The sequence below is a fragment of the Halorussus halophilus genome, from assembly GCF_008831545.1.
GTDB classification, from domain to species: Archaea; Halobacteriota; Halobacteria; order Halobacteriales; family Haladaptataceae; genus Halorussus; species Halorussus halophilus.
This window is the reverse complement of sequence record NZ_CP044523.1, coordinates 903,085-916,767: the sequence shown is the minus strand read 5'-3', so window position 1 is coordinate 916,767 and position 13,683 is coordinate 903,085. Positions and strand designations below refer to the sequence as shown.

The 13,683-nt window shown below is 61.1% G+C and carries 13 protein-coding genes and 1 tRNA gene; 9 read left to right on the top strand and 5 right to left on the bottom strand.

The genetic code is table 11. The features are described 5' to 3' along the window. Positions 1–41: 41 nt before the first annotated feature. Entirely contained in the window at positions 42–782 is a 741-nt protein-coding gene (locus F7R90_RS04485; RefSeq protein ID WP_158056074.1) for a proteasome assembly chaperone family protein, read from the bottom strand. Between the two features lie 149 nt (positions 783–931). Between F7R90_RS04485 and F7R90_RS04480 the strand changes: the two genes are divergently transcribed. Further along, positions 932–1,005: transfer RNA gene (locus tag F7R90_RS04480), tRNA-Val, on the top strand. Positions 1,006–1,518: 513 nt separating this feature from the next. On the opposite strand, the gene F7R90_RS04475 is transcribed toward F7R90_RS04480, so the two are convergent. From F7R90_RS04475 to F7R90_RS04465, 3 genes are all read right to left on the bottom strand, one after another. Then, positions 1,519–2,070: a DUF7504 family protein gene (locus F7R90_RS04475; RefSeq protein ID WP_158056073.1), complete on the bottom strand. Its 552-nt coding sequence runs from the start codon at positions 2,068–2,070 to the stop codon at positions 1,519–1,521. 3 nt (positions 2,071–2,073) lie between these two features. After that, a complete protein-coding gene (locus F7R90_RS04470; protein ID WP_225741259.1) occupies positions 2,074–2,751 on the bottom strand; it encodes a DUF7344 domain-containing protein in 678 nt (225 codons plus the stop codon). Positions 2,752–2,901: 150 nt separating this feature from the next. Beyond that, positions 2,902–3,240: a lycopene cyclase domain-containing protein gene (locus F7R90_RS04465; RefSeq protein ID WP_158056072.1), complete on the bottom strand. Its 339-nt coding sequence runs from the start codon at positions 3,238–3,240 to the stop codon at positions 2,902–2,904. Between the two features lie 87 nt (positions 3,241–3,327). On the opposite strand from F7R90_RS04465, the gene F7R90_RS04460 reads away from it, so the two are divergent. Beyond that, positions 3,328–4,470 (top strand): CBS domain-containing protein, encoded by a 1,143-nt coding sequence (locus F7R90_RS04460; protein WP_158056071.1) that lies wholly within the window; start codon positions 3,328–3,330, stop codon positions 4,468–4,470. A gap of 35 nt (positions 4,471–4,505) precedes the next feature. Here the strand turns inward: F7R90_RS04460 and F7R90_RS04455 are convergent, their stop codons facing one another. Further along, positions 4,506–5,507 carry a phosphate uptake regulator PhoU gene (locus F7R90_RS04455; RefSeq protein WP_158056070.1) on the bottom strand — a complete coding sequence of 334 codons (1,002 nt, stop codon included), beginning with the start codon at positions 5,505–5,507 and terminating at the stop codon, positions 4,506–4,508. 269 nt (positions 5,508–5,776) lie between these two features. Here F7R90_RS04455 and F7R90_RS04450 point away from each other — a divergent pair, with 269 nt between their 5' ends. The 7 genes from F7R90_RS04450 (at position 5,777) to F7R90_RS04420 (ending at position 13,477) form a co-directional block, all read left to right on the top strand. Continuing rightward, on the top strand, positions 5,777–6,868 hold the full coding sequence (locus F7R90_RS04450) for a PstS family phosphate ABC transporter substrate-binding protein (RefSeq protein ID WP_158056069.1): 1,092 nt from the start codon (positions 5,777–5,779) through the stop codon (positions 6,866–6,868). Then, positions 6,868–7,938: a phosphate ABC transporter permease subunit PstC gene (gene pstC / locus F7R90_RS04445; protein WP_394352017.1), complete on the top strand. Its 1,071-nt coding sequence runs from the start codon at positions 6,868–6,870 to the stop codon at positions 7,936–7,938. The genes F7R90_RS04450 and pstC overlap by 1 nt, the downstream gene beginning before the upstream one ends. Next, complete coding sequence (pstA, locus tag F7R90_RS04440) at positions 7,935–9,557, top strand: phosphate ABC transporter permease PstA (protein ID WP_158056067.1); 1,623 nt, start codon at positions 7,935–7,937, stop codon at positions 9,555–9,557. Before pstC ends, pstA begins: the two co-directional genes overlap by 4 nt. Next, a complete protein-coding gene (gene pstB, locus F7R90_RS04435) occupies positions 9,554–10,462 on the top strand; it encodes a phosphate ABC transporter ATP-binding protein PstB (RefSeq protein ID WP_158056066.1) in 909 nt (302 codons plus the stop codon). The genes pstA and pstB overlap by 4 nt, the downstream gene beginning before the upstream one ends. Positions 10,463–10,882: 420 nt before the next feature. Beyond that, positions 10,883–11,563, top strand: a complete 681-nt coding sequence (gene phoU, locus F7R90_RS04430; RefSeq protein WP_158056065.1) for a phosphate signaling complex protein PhoU — start codon at positions 10,883–10,885, stop codon at positions 11,561–11,563. Between the two features lie 54 nt (positions 11,564–11,617). Beyond that, positions 11,618–12,295 carry a phosphate signaling complex protein PhoU gene (phoU, locus tag F7R90_RS04425; protein WP_158056064.1) on the top strand — a complete coding sequence of 226 codons (678 nt, stop codon included), beginning with the start codon at positions 11,618–11,620 and terminating at the stop codon, positions 12,293–12,295. Between the two features lie 426 nt (positions 12,296–12,721). Beyond that, positions 12,722–13,477 (top strand): DUF502 domain-containing protein, encoded by a 756-nt coding sequence (locus tag F7R90_RS04420; protein ID WP_158058833.1) that lies wholly within the window; start codon positions 12,722–12,724, stop codon positions 13,475–13,477. Positions 13,478–13,683 lie beyond the last annotated feature (206 nt).

The following is a 13,683-nucleotide window of genomic DNA, read 5'->3' as shown; positions in this document are numbered from 1 at the left end:
GTCTCGGCGAATCGAGTCGAAAATCGGCCGGGAGGGAGAGGTTACTGGTACATCCCACGCGCTTCGACGCGCGAGCTGTCGTCGTTGTTCTGGCCCATCTGCTGCGCGAACTGCTGTTTCTCTTGGCGAATCTCCTCGGCGCGCTCGCGGAGTCCGCTGTCGTCTATCTCGACACCGGCAATCGGGTTGATTGCGCGATTGATGTACACACAGGCGGCTTCTGGGTCCGGGAACTGCGGGTCGCTCTCCACGATGAGACCGACGGCGTCCATATCGACTTCTCCCGCTCGGCCGAGTAGGGCACCTGTCGGGCCACTCCAGACACCGTCGGTTGCTGGCGGTTCGATGTCGTGGCCTGCTAAGCGTTCTTCGGCGTCACCAGTCGCAACGCCGTACAGTGCTCGGTCTTCGGTTCCCGAAACGTCGGTTGGAAGTCCGCTGACGTAAATCGGAAGCGCCTGCTGTTCTTCGATCCACCCCGAGACGCACGTCGCAAATTCGGACACCTCAGTCGGTGAGACGGCGACGTCGCTCCGTAGTACGACGAGGTCGTGTTCCTCGCTGGCGTACAGTCGCACCGGCGGATAGAGGTTCGAACTTCCGGAGTCGTACACCGCGACCTGCGGGAGTCCCGGACAGTGAAGGCTTCCGAAGTAGACCATCTCTAACTCGGAGATGACGTGGTCTGTCGCTATCTTCCCGACGAGACCGATGCCGGGCATTCCTTCCAACAGCGTCGGTTCGTCCAGTTCGACGTCTGCGTGTGTCTCGACGTGAGCCATGCCAACAGAGCAACGACGCGGACGCTATTAAATGGGAGTTCCGACGACGACCCGTCCTTCATCGTTAATCGCCGGACTGTATCTGAATTCGAAAGCCTCATTTATCCCCGCGGGCAACGCATGAATGCAGACGAAGCACGAGGCCGACTGGGTTTGTGGTCTAGTTGGTTATGACACCTCCTTGACATGGAGGAGGCCGGCAGTTCAAATCTGCCCAAACCCACTATTTCCTTCCGCGAACTACACTGCGAGCGCCTCGTGCGCTCGCAACTCTGTGAGCGGAGAATCGTTCGTTTGGCAGATTTGAACCAGACGAGTCGCACGCTCGCGCAGGCGAAGCCGAGCAAGAACGTCTCGGCGAGGTTCAAATCTGCCCAAACCCATCAACGTTTTACTGCACTCAGTCGCCAGAAGCCTTCGGCTTCTGGTTCCCTCGCTGGTAAAACGTTGATGAAAAGCACCGGAAGACAAACCGCGTCTTCCGAGCCTTCCTTCGCGTCCGCTCAGGAAGACACGTCGTCACCCTCTCCATTGCGCCGAAGGCGCTCCTCCAAGGGTTCCTTGGCCCGCTCGCTCCACGTGGCACGCAGAGCGCGCCACGTTTCGCTCGCGGTAGAATCACTACTTCCGACCGCAACCGCAGCAGCCACGCGACCACCATACACTCCACGAAACCCCACGACGCGAGCGCGGTCAGGCCAGCCCTGCCACCACGCAGGGCTACCAATCCAACCAATCAGGCCATGTCGCACTCGACGTCGCAGAGTCCGCGGAGTCGCTCGTACGTCTCCTCGCCAACAGCAGTCGGGTTGACGCAGTAGACGCCCTGCACACCACGCGCTCGCGCTCGTCCGGCGAGCGTCTGGAAGAACCGACACACCCGCACGTCGTCGGCGTACATGAACAGCACCGAAAGCGCGTCCACGAACACCCAGCCAGCGTTGCGCTCGACGTGTTCGATGGCGTCAGAAAACCGCATTCCGATGCCGGTCAAGTCACCCGGTTGCACGCTGTCGGTCGTCCAGAGATCGCCACCGTAGTCCGATGCCACGGGTGCGACTGGGACGACCCCAACGTTCTGGACGGCTCGCCCGTCGTCGGTCAGTCGTCGTTCGATTCGGTTCGGCTGGCTCTTCGTCGCTAGCACGAGGAGGTTCTCGTACGCACGTTCGGGGAGTGCGGAGAGCGGGTTCTCGCCGGGAGCTACTCTAACGAGCGACTGTGTGCCCGGCGAGCGACCCGCTCCACCTGCGCGTTCGCCTTCCGTCGCGGGGACCCCCTCGCTCATCGATCAGGACTCCTGAATCTCCGGCGGTGTTTCACCTCCGTCCGACGGGAGGAGTCGGGCGTGGTACGTGTGTGCGACTGCCACTGCGGCGAAGGCGACGACTACCAGCGCGGCGACGAGGACGCCGCCGACCATCGAGAACGGTGGCAGTCCGAGGAACGCGGCGGAGAGCAGTCCGATGCCACCGACCGCGAGTCCGAGATACCAGTTGTACCACTCGACGCTCGGCTTGGTGTTCATGTCCAGATACACGTCGAGTTGTTCGGCCGCCTCCGAGAGTTCGACGATGCCGCGGTTCTGGTTGTAATCCACGATACCGGCGTCGTCAAGTTTCGGGAGGTGGGACTGGTACAGTGCCGTGTACACGCGCTTTCGCTCGGCCGCGGAGATCGCTTCGATAGCGATGCCGTTCTCCCACGCCGCCACCTGCTCTGCCAGTTCGGACAGTTGGACCGACTCTTCCGCGCGACGGAGGTAGTGAAGGGCGTACCGGCGTCGGCGATTCTTCAGCACATCGAAGACCAGATCGCGCGAGAGCGGTTCCGGTTCCGCCTCGGCCTCGGGCGTCTGTTCGGTAACGTTGTCAGAGACCTGCTTGGTCGTGACAGTCTTTCCCTTCCCCTGTCCCGGCGTTTCTTCAGGCTCGGCGTTCGTCGTCGGAGAGTCACCAATGGTGCTCATTAATATGCCACCCCTTGCTCGTAACCCAGCATGGATTGAAATCATCGCTCGGATTAGCCTTTGTTATTCACCGTTTACCCAGGGGAAATCTATGCTTACGAACAGTTCGTAAAAGAGACGAGGAGGCCGTCTTACGGGAGTAACCACTCCTTACTCGCTGTTTCCGGGAGTTTTCGCGTCTTCGTCGAACATCTGGCGCAGGTTCTCGTGAAACCCGACGACGAGCGCGGGGACGACGAGCATGAAGACGTGTTCTTCGATTGGAATGCCGAGAAAGTCGATTCCGGTCCGGAGCCGAATGGCGAACACGCCGACATGCAGTGTGTACCAGTCCCAGAGGTACGCGATAGGGTACAATACCGAGACAGTGCGGGCCGCCTGTCGAAACGCGGCGGCTCGATAGAGTAACACTACTGCGAGTGCGCCCCACACGATTTCTGTTACGACATACGTGTACGGGCCGAAAGCCGCTCCGATGTCGGGTATCATCCGGTCTACTTCGACCGGTTGCAGCAAAAATCCCCCGCCGACCTGCGGTAAGTTTCAATAGCGTAGGCCGTGTCGTTCTACTCGAAGATGGACATCGCTGATATTGCAACGACGGATTACATCGAGCTTGAGGCCGAATCGAACATGGGGAAGGCCCGAGCGGTGTTCGAAGAAGAGAATCCGAAGGGCATCATCGTGACCCGAGCAGGCACGTACGAAGGCGTCGTCACGCAGAAGCAGCTTCTGCGTTCGCACGTCGAAGACCACACCAAGGTCGAGACGATGACGAAACCCGCGCCGAAAGTCGAGCGCACCGACAACGTCCGCGACGTCGCTCGCGCGCTCGTCGAGGGTGGAACGAAAGTAGCGCCCGTCTTCGAATCCGACCAACTCTGGGGCATCATCGACGGCGACCTCATCTTGGACGCTGTCATCGAACATCTCGACACGCTAACCGTCGAGCAAATCTACTCGGAGGACCCGATTAGCATCCCCGAGGACGCGACGCTCGGACAGGCAATCAACCTGTTGCGCGAACACGGCATCTCTCGACTCCCCGTCGTGGACGACGACGGTTTCCTGACTGGCGTCGTCACGACCCAAGACCTCGTGGACTTCGCGACGCGAAACGTCCAGAAGACCACGCGCGGGGACCGCTCCGGCGAAGGCGACCGGATGCTCGACCTGCCGGTGTACGACGTGATGTCCTCGGGCGTCATCACCATCTCGCGCGGCGAGACCGTCCGCGAAGCCGTCGAAGAGATGTTCGAAAACAACTTCTCCGGACTCATCGTCACGCCCGAAGACGACGACCGCGTCGTCGGTGGCGTCATCACGAAAACCGACGTGCTTCGTGCGCTCTCCTACACCGAGGAGGACGTGATGGACGTGCAGATCACGAACATCAACCTGCTGGAGACGCTCACGCGCGAGTCCGTCCGTGCAGGCGTCGAGGAAATCGCCGACAAGTACCAGAAGATGCAGGTCAAACACGCCCACGTCCGCTTCCACGAACACAAAGAGAAACTCCGTGGCACGCCGCTCATCCAGTGTAAGATTCGCCTGCGTACGAACCGCGGGCAGGTCGCTGGCTCTGGCGAGGGGTACGGTGCCGAACAGGCGTTCAACGTCGCGCGCGACAAGCTAGAGCGCAACGTCATCGAACTCAAAGGTCTGGAAAGCGACCGCGAGTACGAAGGGCAACTCCTGCGAAAACTCGGCGAACTGTAGTTGGTCGAACCCGACCGAAGCGTCCCACTTCTCGTTTAATTTTCCGGACGTGGCGCGGCCTTCTGGAGAGCCGTCTCGGCGATGTTACCGCCGTAGTCGGCGCTCCGCGACAGCGAGTCTACGATGAGACTCAGCGACTGGGCGCGCTGGGCGTCCAACTCTCGGATGAGGTCGTCCACCTTTCGCGTGTGCTTGTCCATCTCGCGGACTCGTTCGCGCGTCTCGTTGGCGAGTTCGGTGGCTTTGGTGCCGTCCTCTTCGAGCAGGGCGTCCATGCCCATCTCCACGATGTCGGCCGCCTCTTCGTGCAGGTCGGTAATCGCCTCCGACACTTCGTCTGGCACGTCTTCGATTTCGCGCGTGAACTGACCGATTTTCGCGGCGTGGTCGGCGACCCGTTCGAGTTGTCGCGCACTAGAGTGGTAGTCGAAACACGTTTCGCGGGGCAGGCCGATGTCGGCGGCCGTACTCGGGTTCCGAAGTGCCGAGCGGAACACGCGTGAAATCATGAACCAGAGGCGGTCCACGTCGTCGTCGCGCTCGATGACGTCGGTCGCGAGGTCGTCGTCGTTTTCGGTCAGCGCGGTTACGGCGTCTTGGAGCATCGTTATCGAGACGAGGCGCATCCGCGTGATGGCGTTGTGAATCGACAACTCCGAGGAGTCGAGCAGGTCTTGCAGTACCACTCGGTCGCCGGTTTCTTCGATGACTTCGAGACCGACGAGTCCCTGCGTCGCGTCTCGAATCGTCCGGCGCTGGTCGGGCGTCACCCTCGTCGCTTCGAGGTTGATGATGTCGAATCCGCTCACGTACAGGGTGAACACCGTGCGCGTGAGTTGTGGCCCTTCGAGGTCGGAGATATCGACGGTCCCCTCGACCGTCTCCTCGCCCGTCCGAGGCGAGAGCAACAGGGAGTCGCCCTCCGGGTGGAACTCGACTTTCTCACCGGCCTCGATGCCGTTTTCGGTCGCCCAGCCTTTCGGAATCGAGACGGTGAACGTCGAACCGCCGGTCACCTGCACTTTCCGTGTCTCCATGTACGAAGGTCAGCGACAGCCCACAATAAATCTATTCAAATCTATATACGTGTCGTGCCCCCCGCGCCGAGAGAACGATAATTCACGAATAATATTCGGAGAATCTGCGACGCTTCGATGGTTGAAAACGGCGATAAACTGTCCAATACCGTATTGTAGCTGTTTTTGGGTTTTCCCGTGAGCTGTCGGCGCGGAGCTACTAATGCATAAATAAACATATATAGAAATAATAGTAGGGTATTTACTTCGTCTTCGGCAACCAAATCGTAATGCGGGAGAACCCCTCTGTCGGCCGTCGAACCGTTCTCCTCGGAGGGAGCGCCGCCGTGGCATCGCTCGCTGGCTGTGTCAGCACGAGCCGGACGCCACCAGGTGGTGCCGGGAGCGAGGATACCTCGTCCGGGGAGTCTGGAAGCGGGTCGTCTGAACAACTGCGGGCGGGCGGTTCCTCGACGGTGTACCCCATCGCCAACAAAGCCGCGTCAGTGTGGACGTCGAACCCACCGGCCGAGGACAAGGAATACTGGGGGCCGAGCGAGTACGGCATCCAGACCGACAAGCGACTGGCGAACTACTGGGGCGGTCTCTACGGCTTCGAAGGCTCCGGTTCGACTCCCCCGTTCAGCGCGTCGGTCGGACTTAGCCACTCCGGGACCGGACTGGAGAAGCTGAAGAACGGCCTCGTGGACATCGGCAACGCGAGTGCGCCGGTCGATGCGGAACTCCCCGAGGCGAGCGAGGAAGAACTGAACAAGTTCAAGAACCACGTCGTCGGCGTGGACGCCCAGCCTATCGTCGTCAGCAACGAAATCAAGGAAGCAGGCGTCACGAAACTCACCGCCGACCAAGTGCGGAAAATCTACAAAGGCGAAATCGAGAACTGGTCGGAGATTCCTTCGTACAACGGTGAAGACAAGGAGATGCAGGTCGTCGGCCGTTCGGTTGGGTCGGGCACCGACACCGCCTTCCGACTGAACATGCTCGGCTCTGCGGACGCGAAGATGCCCGGCGTGGACTCGCGTAAGGGCCAGAACCAGCAAGTCAAGACGCTGGTCCAGAAGTCCAACAACGCCATCGCCTACATGGCACTCGCGTTCGTGTCGAGCGGGACCGCGACGGTCAAGTTGGAGTTCGACGGGAAAGTGTACGAACCCGGCAAGAACCTCGCGGACAAAGGCTATCCGCTGTCGCGCGACCTCCACTGCTACACGTACGAAGGCACCTCGAAGAAAGAAGCCGCCTTCCTGCGGATGGTCGTCAGCGAGTTCGGACAGGAACGCTTCGTCAAGCCCGCGGGCTACGCGAAGTTGACCAAGAAACGACGTGAGAACCAACTCGGGAAGCTCCCAGACACGAAATGATGGAGAGCATCGACGCGCACGTCCGGTCCGCTCGCACGTCCGTCGAGGAGATGGACCGTGGCGCGCGACTGGTCAACGGTGTCGCCGTCGCTGCGGTACTGGCCGCACTCGTCACGTTCCTCCTCGCGGCCGAGTTGACGGTGTTCCCACTGTTGGTCTTCGTCGGTGCTGCGGCCTACGGCTGGTTCGCCTACCAAGCCAACACCGCGAAGTTGCTGATGTTCCTGATGACCGCCTCGACGGTCCTCATCCTCGGCCTCATCACGATTTACCTGATGATTCGGTCGGTCCCAATCTTCCAGAAGATGGGGCTGGACATCGTCACGAAGACGAGCGGGCCGCTGTGGGACACGAACGCTCACATCTATTCGCTGGTCCCGATGATGTGGGGCACGCTCCTGACGACCCTGTTGGCGATGCTGATTGCAGGCCCTCTCGGCGTCGCAGGCGCACTCTTCATCAGCGAAATCGCGCCGCGCTGGGCGCGCGAAATCATCAAGCCCGGCGTCGAAATTCTCGCGGGTGTTCCGTCCATCGTCTACGGATACATCGGCTACGTCATCATCAACACGTACATGATGGAAGAGTTTCAGCTGGCGAACTTCGGGAGCCTCTTCGGGGCCGCACTCGTCATCGGAGTGATGGCGCTCCCGACGGTCGTCTCGGTGGCCGAGGACGCCATCGACAGCGTCCCGGAGTCCATGAAGAGCGGGTCGCTGGCGCTCGGTTCGACCGACTGGCAGACAATCAAGAGCGTCACCATCCCGGCGTCTTTCTCCGGCGTCTCGGCGGCAGTCCTGCTCGGTGTCGGCCGCGCAGTCGGCGAGACGATGGCCGTGACTGTGATGTTGCCCCACCAGCAGGTGCTTCCAGACCCGGTGTACGACGTGTTCGCCGGAACCGAGACGCTGACCAGCCTCATCGCGGGCCAGTACGGTAACGCGAGCGGTCTCCAGATGTCCGCGCTGTTCGCCGCGGGCGTCGTCCTGTTCGTCACCGTCCTCTTCCTCTCCGTCGGGTCGCAACTCATCGAGGCACACATGAAACGCAAACTCGGAGGGAAACAATGAGCTACGACACACACTCACTGGTCGCCGACGAGTCTTCGCTCGCCGAACGCGTCGCTGGCGGCGTCGTCGGTCTCAGCGTCGTGTCGATGATTCTCGGCTTCGCGGCCATCTTCCAGTGGACGGAAGTCGAGGGGAGCTTCTTCGGTATCGCACTGTTCGACCTCTACGGCCTGGCACTCGCCGCGAGCGGTCTGGGCGTCCTCGGACTCGGCATCGCTTCGCGGGCCGAACTTATCGAGACGACGCCCGACCGGAGCGCCGGACTGGTGACTGGTGGACTGTTCGGGTTACTCGGCGTCGTCGCGGGTGGCCTCGTCGCCTCCCAATCGCTCGGGCTGAGTGCGTTCGGCTGGCTTCCGATAGCCGTCCTCGCGGGCGTCGGCGTCGGAGCCGCGACGGTCCTCCCGCGAGAGGACGTCGGTTCGACACTCCCGGCGGGACTCCTCTCGCTGGGTCTCGGCGCGCTCCTGTTGACGAACACGCTGACGGCCGAGTGGGAGTGGGACCCCGAGGGATTCTCGGCGGCGTTCACCGGTCCCGTCGTCGTCCCTATCTTGACGATCTTCTCGGCACTGGTCGTCGGGTGGGCCGCCGCGAAAGCCCACGAAGGCTTCGGCACTCGTGGTCGGCAAGCGGGCGCGTACCTGCTCGTCGGTCTCAACGCCTTCGGGATGCTCGGCGTCCTGTTGCTCCTCGTCCTGTTCGTCGCTCGCAAGGGCTTCTCGCGCATGGTCGAGGGCATCAAACTCGGCCTGTTCACCGAACCAGCGTTCTGGTTCCACGTGCCCGGACTCGACCGGTTCGTCATCTTCGAGATGCCCGGCGTCTGGTTCTACTGGCCGTTCACGATGAACGGCTACTCGCTGTCGAACGACGTGATGAACGGCGTGATGCCCTCCATCGTCGGCACTGTCTGGCTAGTCATCGGGGCCGTGTTGTTCGCGGTGCCGCTGGGCGTCGGTGCGGCCGTCTTCCTCACCGAGTACGCCGAACAGGGTGGATTCACGCGCGTGGTCGAAATCGCCACGAACGGCCTGTGGAGTACGCCGTCCATCGTCTACGGCCTGTTCGGCTACGCCTTCTTGGTGCCCCGACTCGGCAACACCCTGTCGCTGTTGGCCGGACAACTCGTCCTCGGGTTCATGCTCCTGCCGCTGGTGCTCATCACCAGTCGGGAAGCCATCAAAACGGTACCCGACGAGTACCGTGACGCCAGCGCGGCACTCGGCGTCAGCCAGTGGGAGACCATCAAGAGCGTCGTCCTTCCAGCGGCGATGCCCGGTGTCATCACGGGAGTCATCCTCGGCGTCGGCCGCATCGCAGGCGAGACGGCTCCCCTGCTGCTCGTCGCCGCGGGGAGTCCGCAGTCGCCGACGGCACCGAAGGTACTGGCTGGCTTCCAGTTCACGTCCAACCCACCGTTCGTCGCCAACCCGGCACTGCTTGAGGGAATCAGCGCACTACCGTACAAACTGTACGCGACCATCACCGCGGGCGTCGTCAGCAGCGACCCCAAGTTCGCGTGGGCGACGGCGTTAGTACTACTCACCGTCGTGCTGTCGTTCTACGCGGTGGGAATCGTTTCGCGGATCTACTTCCGGAGGAAACTACAACAATGAGCAACGCAGAGTTCCAAGCCAGCGAGGAGGACGAACAGACCAGTCAGACGACCGTCAGCGGCGAGACCGAAGAGCAAATCCAGGACGAGTGGATCGAGTACGACTTCGACGGCGCACCGAAGCTGTCGGTCGAAGACTTGGACGTACACTACGGCGACGACCACGCGCTGAAGTCGGTTTCGATGGACATCCCGAAGAACAGCGTCACGGCACTCATCGGGCCGTCCGGCTGTGGGAAGTCCACGTACCTGCGGTGTCTGAACCGCATGAACGACCGAATCAACGTCGCCGAAATCGACGGCTCGGTCGAACTCGACGGCGAGGAAATCTATCAGGACGGCATCAATCTCGTGGAACTGCGCAAGCGCGTCGGCATGGTGTTCCAGTCGCCGAACCCGTTCCCGAAGTCGATTCGGGACAACATCTCCTACGGCCCGCGCAAACACGGCGAAATCAACGACGGCCTGCTCGACAAACTCCTCGGCCGCGCGAACAAGGAGAAAGAAGACGAACTCGTCGAGCAGTCGCTCCGCAAGGCGGCGATTTGGGACGAGGTGAGCGACCGACTGGACGACAACGCGCTCGGCCTCTCTGGGGGTCAGCAACAACGGCTGTGCATCGCCCGCGCGCTGGCGACCGACCCTGAAGTCCTCCTGATGGACGAACCGGCGTCCGCACTCGACCCCATCGCCACGGCGAAAATCGAAGACCTCATCGAACAACTCGCCGAGGACTACACGGTCATCGTCGTCACCCACAGCATGCAGCAGGCCGCTCGTATTTCGGACCAGACCGCCGTCTTCCTGACTGGTGGCGAACTGGTCGAGTACGACGACACGGACAAAATCTTCGAGAACCCGGAGAGTCAGCGCGTCGAAGACTACATCACGGGTAAATTCGGATAAAACGCTTCAACCTTTTGCTGCGCTCGGTCGGTGGAAGCCGTTGGCTTCCACACGACCTCGCTGGCAAAACGTTGATGAAAATCACGTCGTCACCGCCTCCGGAGGCCGCTTTGCGGCCTCCTTCGACGGTTCCTCGGACGCGCTCGCTCCGTGAGGCGCGCTCTGCGCCCTACTCCGCTCGCGGTACAGTAGCTTGGACAAGAACCGCGACAGACCGCACAGCAACCGCGACCACACTGCACCGCACCTCACAGCAACCGCACCTCACAGCAACCGCATCACAAACAGCACAGCAACCACCGCAAACCGCAGACAGCACTACGATGACCCACGGTCAATCACAGCCTGAACGTCGGCAGGCACCGCCTGCGGGAACAGAGTAATACCGTCAGCGACCCAACTACGTCGAAACTCCGCCACATGTCCCGACCCAGTTACCAAGACCAACTCGAAGCGCTTCGCGAGGACGTGCTCGCCATGGGAGACCTCGTGATTCGGCGTCTCCGACTCGGTCTGGAGGCGCTCGACAGAACCGACCACGAACTCGCGTGGCGGGTCATCGACGGCGACGACGCGGTCAACGACCGGTACCTCGCCGTCGAGCAGGACTGCATCGACTTGCTGGCGCTCCAACAACCGGTCGCCAGCGACCTCCGACTCGTCGCCGCCTCGTTCAAGATTATCACCGATTTGGAGCGAATTGCGGACTTGGCCGTCAATCTCGGCGAGTACGCACTGTACGCGGATGGCGACACGCTGGCGGACGTAGACGTGACCGAACTGGGCGAACGAGCAATTTCGATGGTCGAGGGCGCACTCACCGCCTACGACGAACGCGACGGCGAAGCGTGTCGTGCGGTCGCGGAGAGAGACGACGACCTCGACACCCACTGCGAACGCGCGAGCGAAACCGTCGTCCGCGATCTCATCGAAACCGAACTCGCCACAGACGCCGACGAGGAGGCAATCGAACTGCTGATGCAAGACGTGTCGCAGGTACTGCTGACGATTCGGGACTTAGAGCGGGTCGGCGACCACGCGGTCAACGTCGCGGCCCGCACCTACTACATGGTCGAGAGCGACGCCTCGCTCATCGAGTGACGAGGGAAAAGTACAACACACAGATACACATCACAGATACACAGACACCAAACTATGCCACGAGAAGACTATCAGAAACAACTGGAGGACCTCCGCGAGAACGTCCTCTACATGAGCGAAGTCGTGATGGAACGACTTCGGATGGGGCTATCGGCACTCGAACAGAAAGACGAAGAGGAAGCGTGGGAGGTCATCGACGGCGACGAGGAAGTCAACGAACTGTATCTCGAACTGGAACAGGACTGCATCGATCTGCTGGCGCTCCAGCAACCGGTCGCCAGCGACCTGCGATTCATCGCCGCCTCGTTCAAGATCATCACCGACTTAGAGCGCATCGGCGACCTCGCGACGAACCTCGGCGAGTACACGCTCGAAGCCGACCGCGACGTGTTCCCCGAGGTGGACATCCAAGAACTGGGCGGACTCACCCTCGACATGATCGAGGACGCGATGGACGCCTACGCCGAGGAAGACACCGACGGCTGTTTCCACATCGCCGAACGCGACGACGACCTCGACTCGCTCTGTGAGCGCGCGAGCGAAATCGTCGTCCGCGACCTCATAGAGACCGAACTGAAGGACAACTCCGAAGAAGAAATCGAGACCCTACTTCAGGACGTCTCTCGACTCCTGCTCACGATTCGGGACATCGAGCGCATCGGCGACCACGCGGTCAACATCGCCGCCCGAACCCTCTACATGGTCGAGAACAGCGACGAACTCATCTACTAGGAACCACCTTTTTATTGCGAGCATTCGCCTCTGGCGAATGCTCGATAAAATGTGGATCAAAATCACATCGTCACCGCCTCCGGAGGCCGCTTTGCGGCCTCCTTCGACGGTTCCTCGGACGCGCTCGCTCGGCGAGATTCCGAAGGAATCTCGCCTCCGCTCGCGGTGGAGTGACTGAACTTTCCGCGACCGCATCCGTACCGCGCCAAACCGCCCCGCAGGTAGAGTTTTCATCGGCCGACATTTTTCGGCGCGTCTTCTTCGTGCCTCGACCCAAAATCGGCAGACTGCACCGCCTTCCTTTCGAACGAAAAGCAATCGAATAGGGAAACTCGTTTTTATGAGGCCTGTGTCCGTCTATTCGTGGACGGGCCAACTGGGCGGTCGGACGACGAGACGTTGTACGAGAGCGCGCTCGACGTGCTGATGACGGGTGTCGCTATCATCCTGCCGTTAGTGGTAACGGTGTACCTCATCCAGATGGGGTTGGACTTCGTCACCGACGCACTCCAACCGTTCATCGAACTGCTCCAGTGGTTCGGCATCATCCAAGCGTTCGAGCGGGTCGAAGTCATCAACCTGCTCATCGAAATCGGCGTCTACTCCGAAGTCGTTCACTTCCTCACCGAACTCATCGCGATTTTCGTCCTTCTCGGAATTGTCATTCTCGTCGGGTTCGTCGGCCGTCACGAGTTCGGCAATCGAGTCATTCGCTTTTTCGACCTCGCAATCGCATCGATACCAGGTATCGGCACGGTGTACAAGAGCTTCCGTCGGATGGGCGACGTGATGTTGGACGAGGGCGCGGAGAACTTCCAGGAGATAAAACTCGTGCAGGCGTTGGACGAAGACATCTACGTCATCGGGTTCGAAACCGCGAGCGCGCCCGAAACCGTCGAAGAGGCGACGGGCCACGACGAGATGGTGACGATGTTCATCCCAATGGCTCCGAACCCCGTGACCGGTGGCTTTCTCACGCACGTTCCGCGAAGCAAGATTTACGATGTCGATATGACCATCGAGGAAGGTGTCCGAAGCATCCTCACGAGCGGCATCGCCTCGGGAGACGGCCCCGACCAGATACAACAACTCACGATGGGTGACCTCGACAAACTAACCGACATGGACCTCCAGAACGCCATCACGACCGAAAAGAGCGACGGCGACGAGAGCGAGGAGTGAACCGTGCGGTGCCGTGCGGTAGGGGTCGCAGTGCAGTTCTGAAGTTGTGTCTGATTTCTCCTACCGCGAGCGGGCCAAGGAACCTTCGGAGGCAGGCCGAAGGCCTGTCGGAGGAGGTGACGCAGTGCTTTTAGTCCAGGTTTTGTCGAGTGGGTCGGCGGCGGCGACCCACTCGCAATAAAAACGTGGCATTCAAGTGTGCCTGC

Excerpts from the sequence above, each read along its gene's own strand:
- pstA (WP_158056067.1), top strand. The coding sequence starts at position 7,935 with ATGAGCTACGACACACACTCACTGGTCGCCGACGAGTCTTCGCTCGCC.
- pstB (WP_158056066.1), top strand. The coding sequence starts at position 9,554 with ATGAGCAACGCAGAGTTCCAAGCCAGCGAGGAGGACGAACAGACCAGT.
- F7R90_RS04475 (WP_158056073.1), bottom strand. The coding sequence starts at position 2,070 with ATGAGCGAGGGGGTCCCCGCGACGGAAGGCGAACGCGCAGGTGGAGCG.
- phoU (WP_158056065.1), top strand. The coding sequence starts at position 10,883 with ATGTCCCGACCCAGTTACCAAGACCAACTCGAAGCGCTTCGCGAGGAC.
- pstC (WP_394352017.1), top strand. The coding sequence starts at position 6,868 with ATGGAGAGCATCGACGCGCACGTCCGGTCCGCTCGCACGTCCGTCGAG.
- F7R90_RS04485 (WP_158056074.1), bottom strand. The coding sequence starts at position 782 with ATGGCTCACGTCGAGACACACGCAGACGTCGAACTGGACGAACCGACG.
- F7R90_RS04420 (WP_158058833.1), top strand. The coding sequence starts at position 12,722 with ATGACGGGTGTCGCTATCATCCTGCCGTTAGTGGTAACGGTGTACCTC.
- phoU (WP_158056064.1), top strand. The coding sequence starts at position 11,618 with ATGCCACGAGAAGACTATCAGAAACAACTGGAGGACCTCCGCGAGAAC.
- F7R90_RS04470 (WP_225741259.1), bottom strand. The coding sequence starts at position 2,751 with ATGAGCACCATTGGTGACTCTCCGACGACGAACGCCGAGCCTGAAGAA.
- F7R90_RS04460 (WP_158056071.1), top strand. The coding sequence starts at position 3,328 with ATGGACATCGCTGATATTGCAACGACGGATTACATCGAGCTTGAGGCC.
- F7R90_RS04450 (WP_158056069.1), top strand. The coding sequence starts at position 5,777 with ATGCGGGAGAACCCCTCTGTCGGCCGTCGAACCGTTCTCCTCGGAGGG.
- F7R90_RS04465 (WP_158056072.1), bottom strand. The coding sequence starts at position 3,240 with ATGATACCCGACATCGGAGCGGCTTTCGGCCCGTACACGTATGTCGTA.
- F7R90_RS04455 (WP_158056070.1), bottom strand. The coding sequence starts at position 5,507 with ATGGAGACACGGAAAGTGCAGGTGACCGGCGGTTCGACGTTCACCGTC.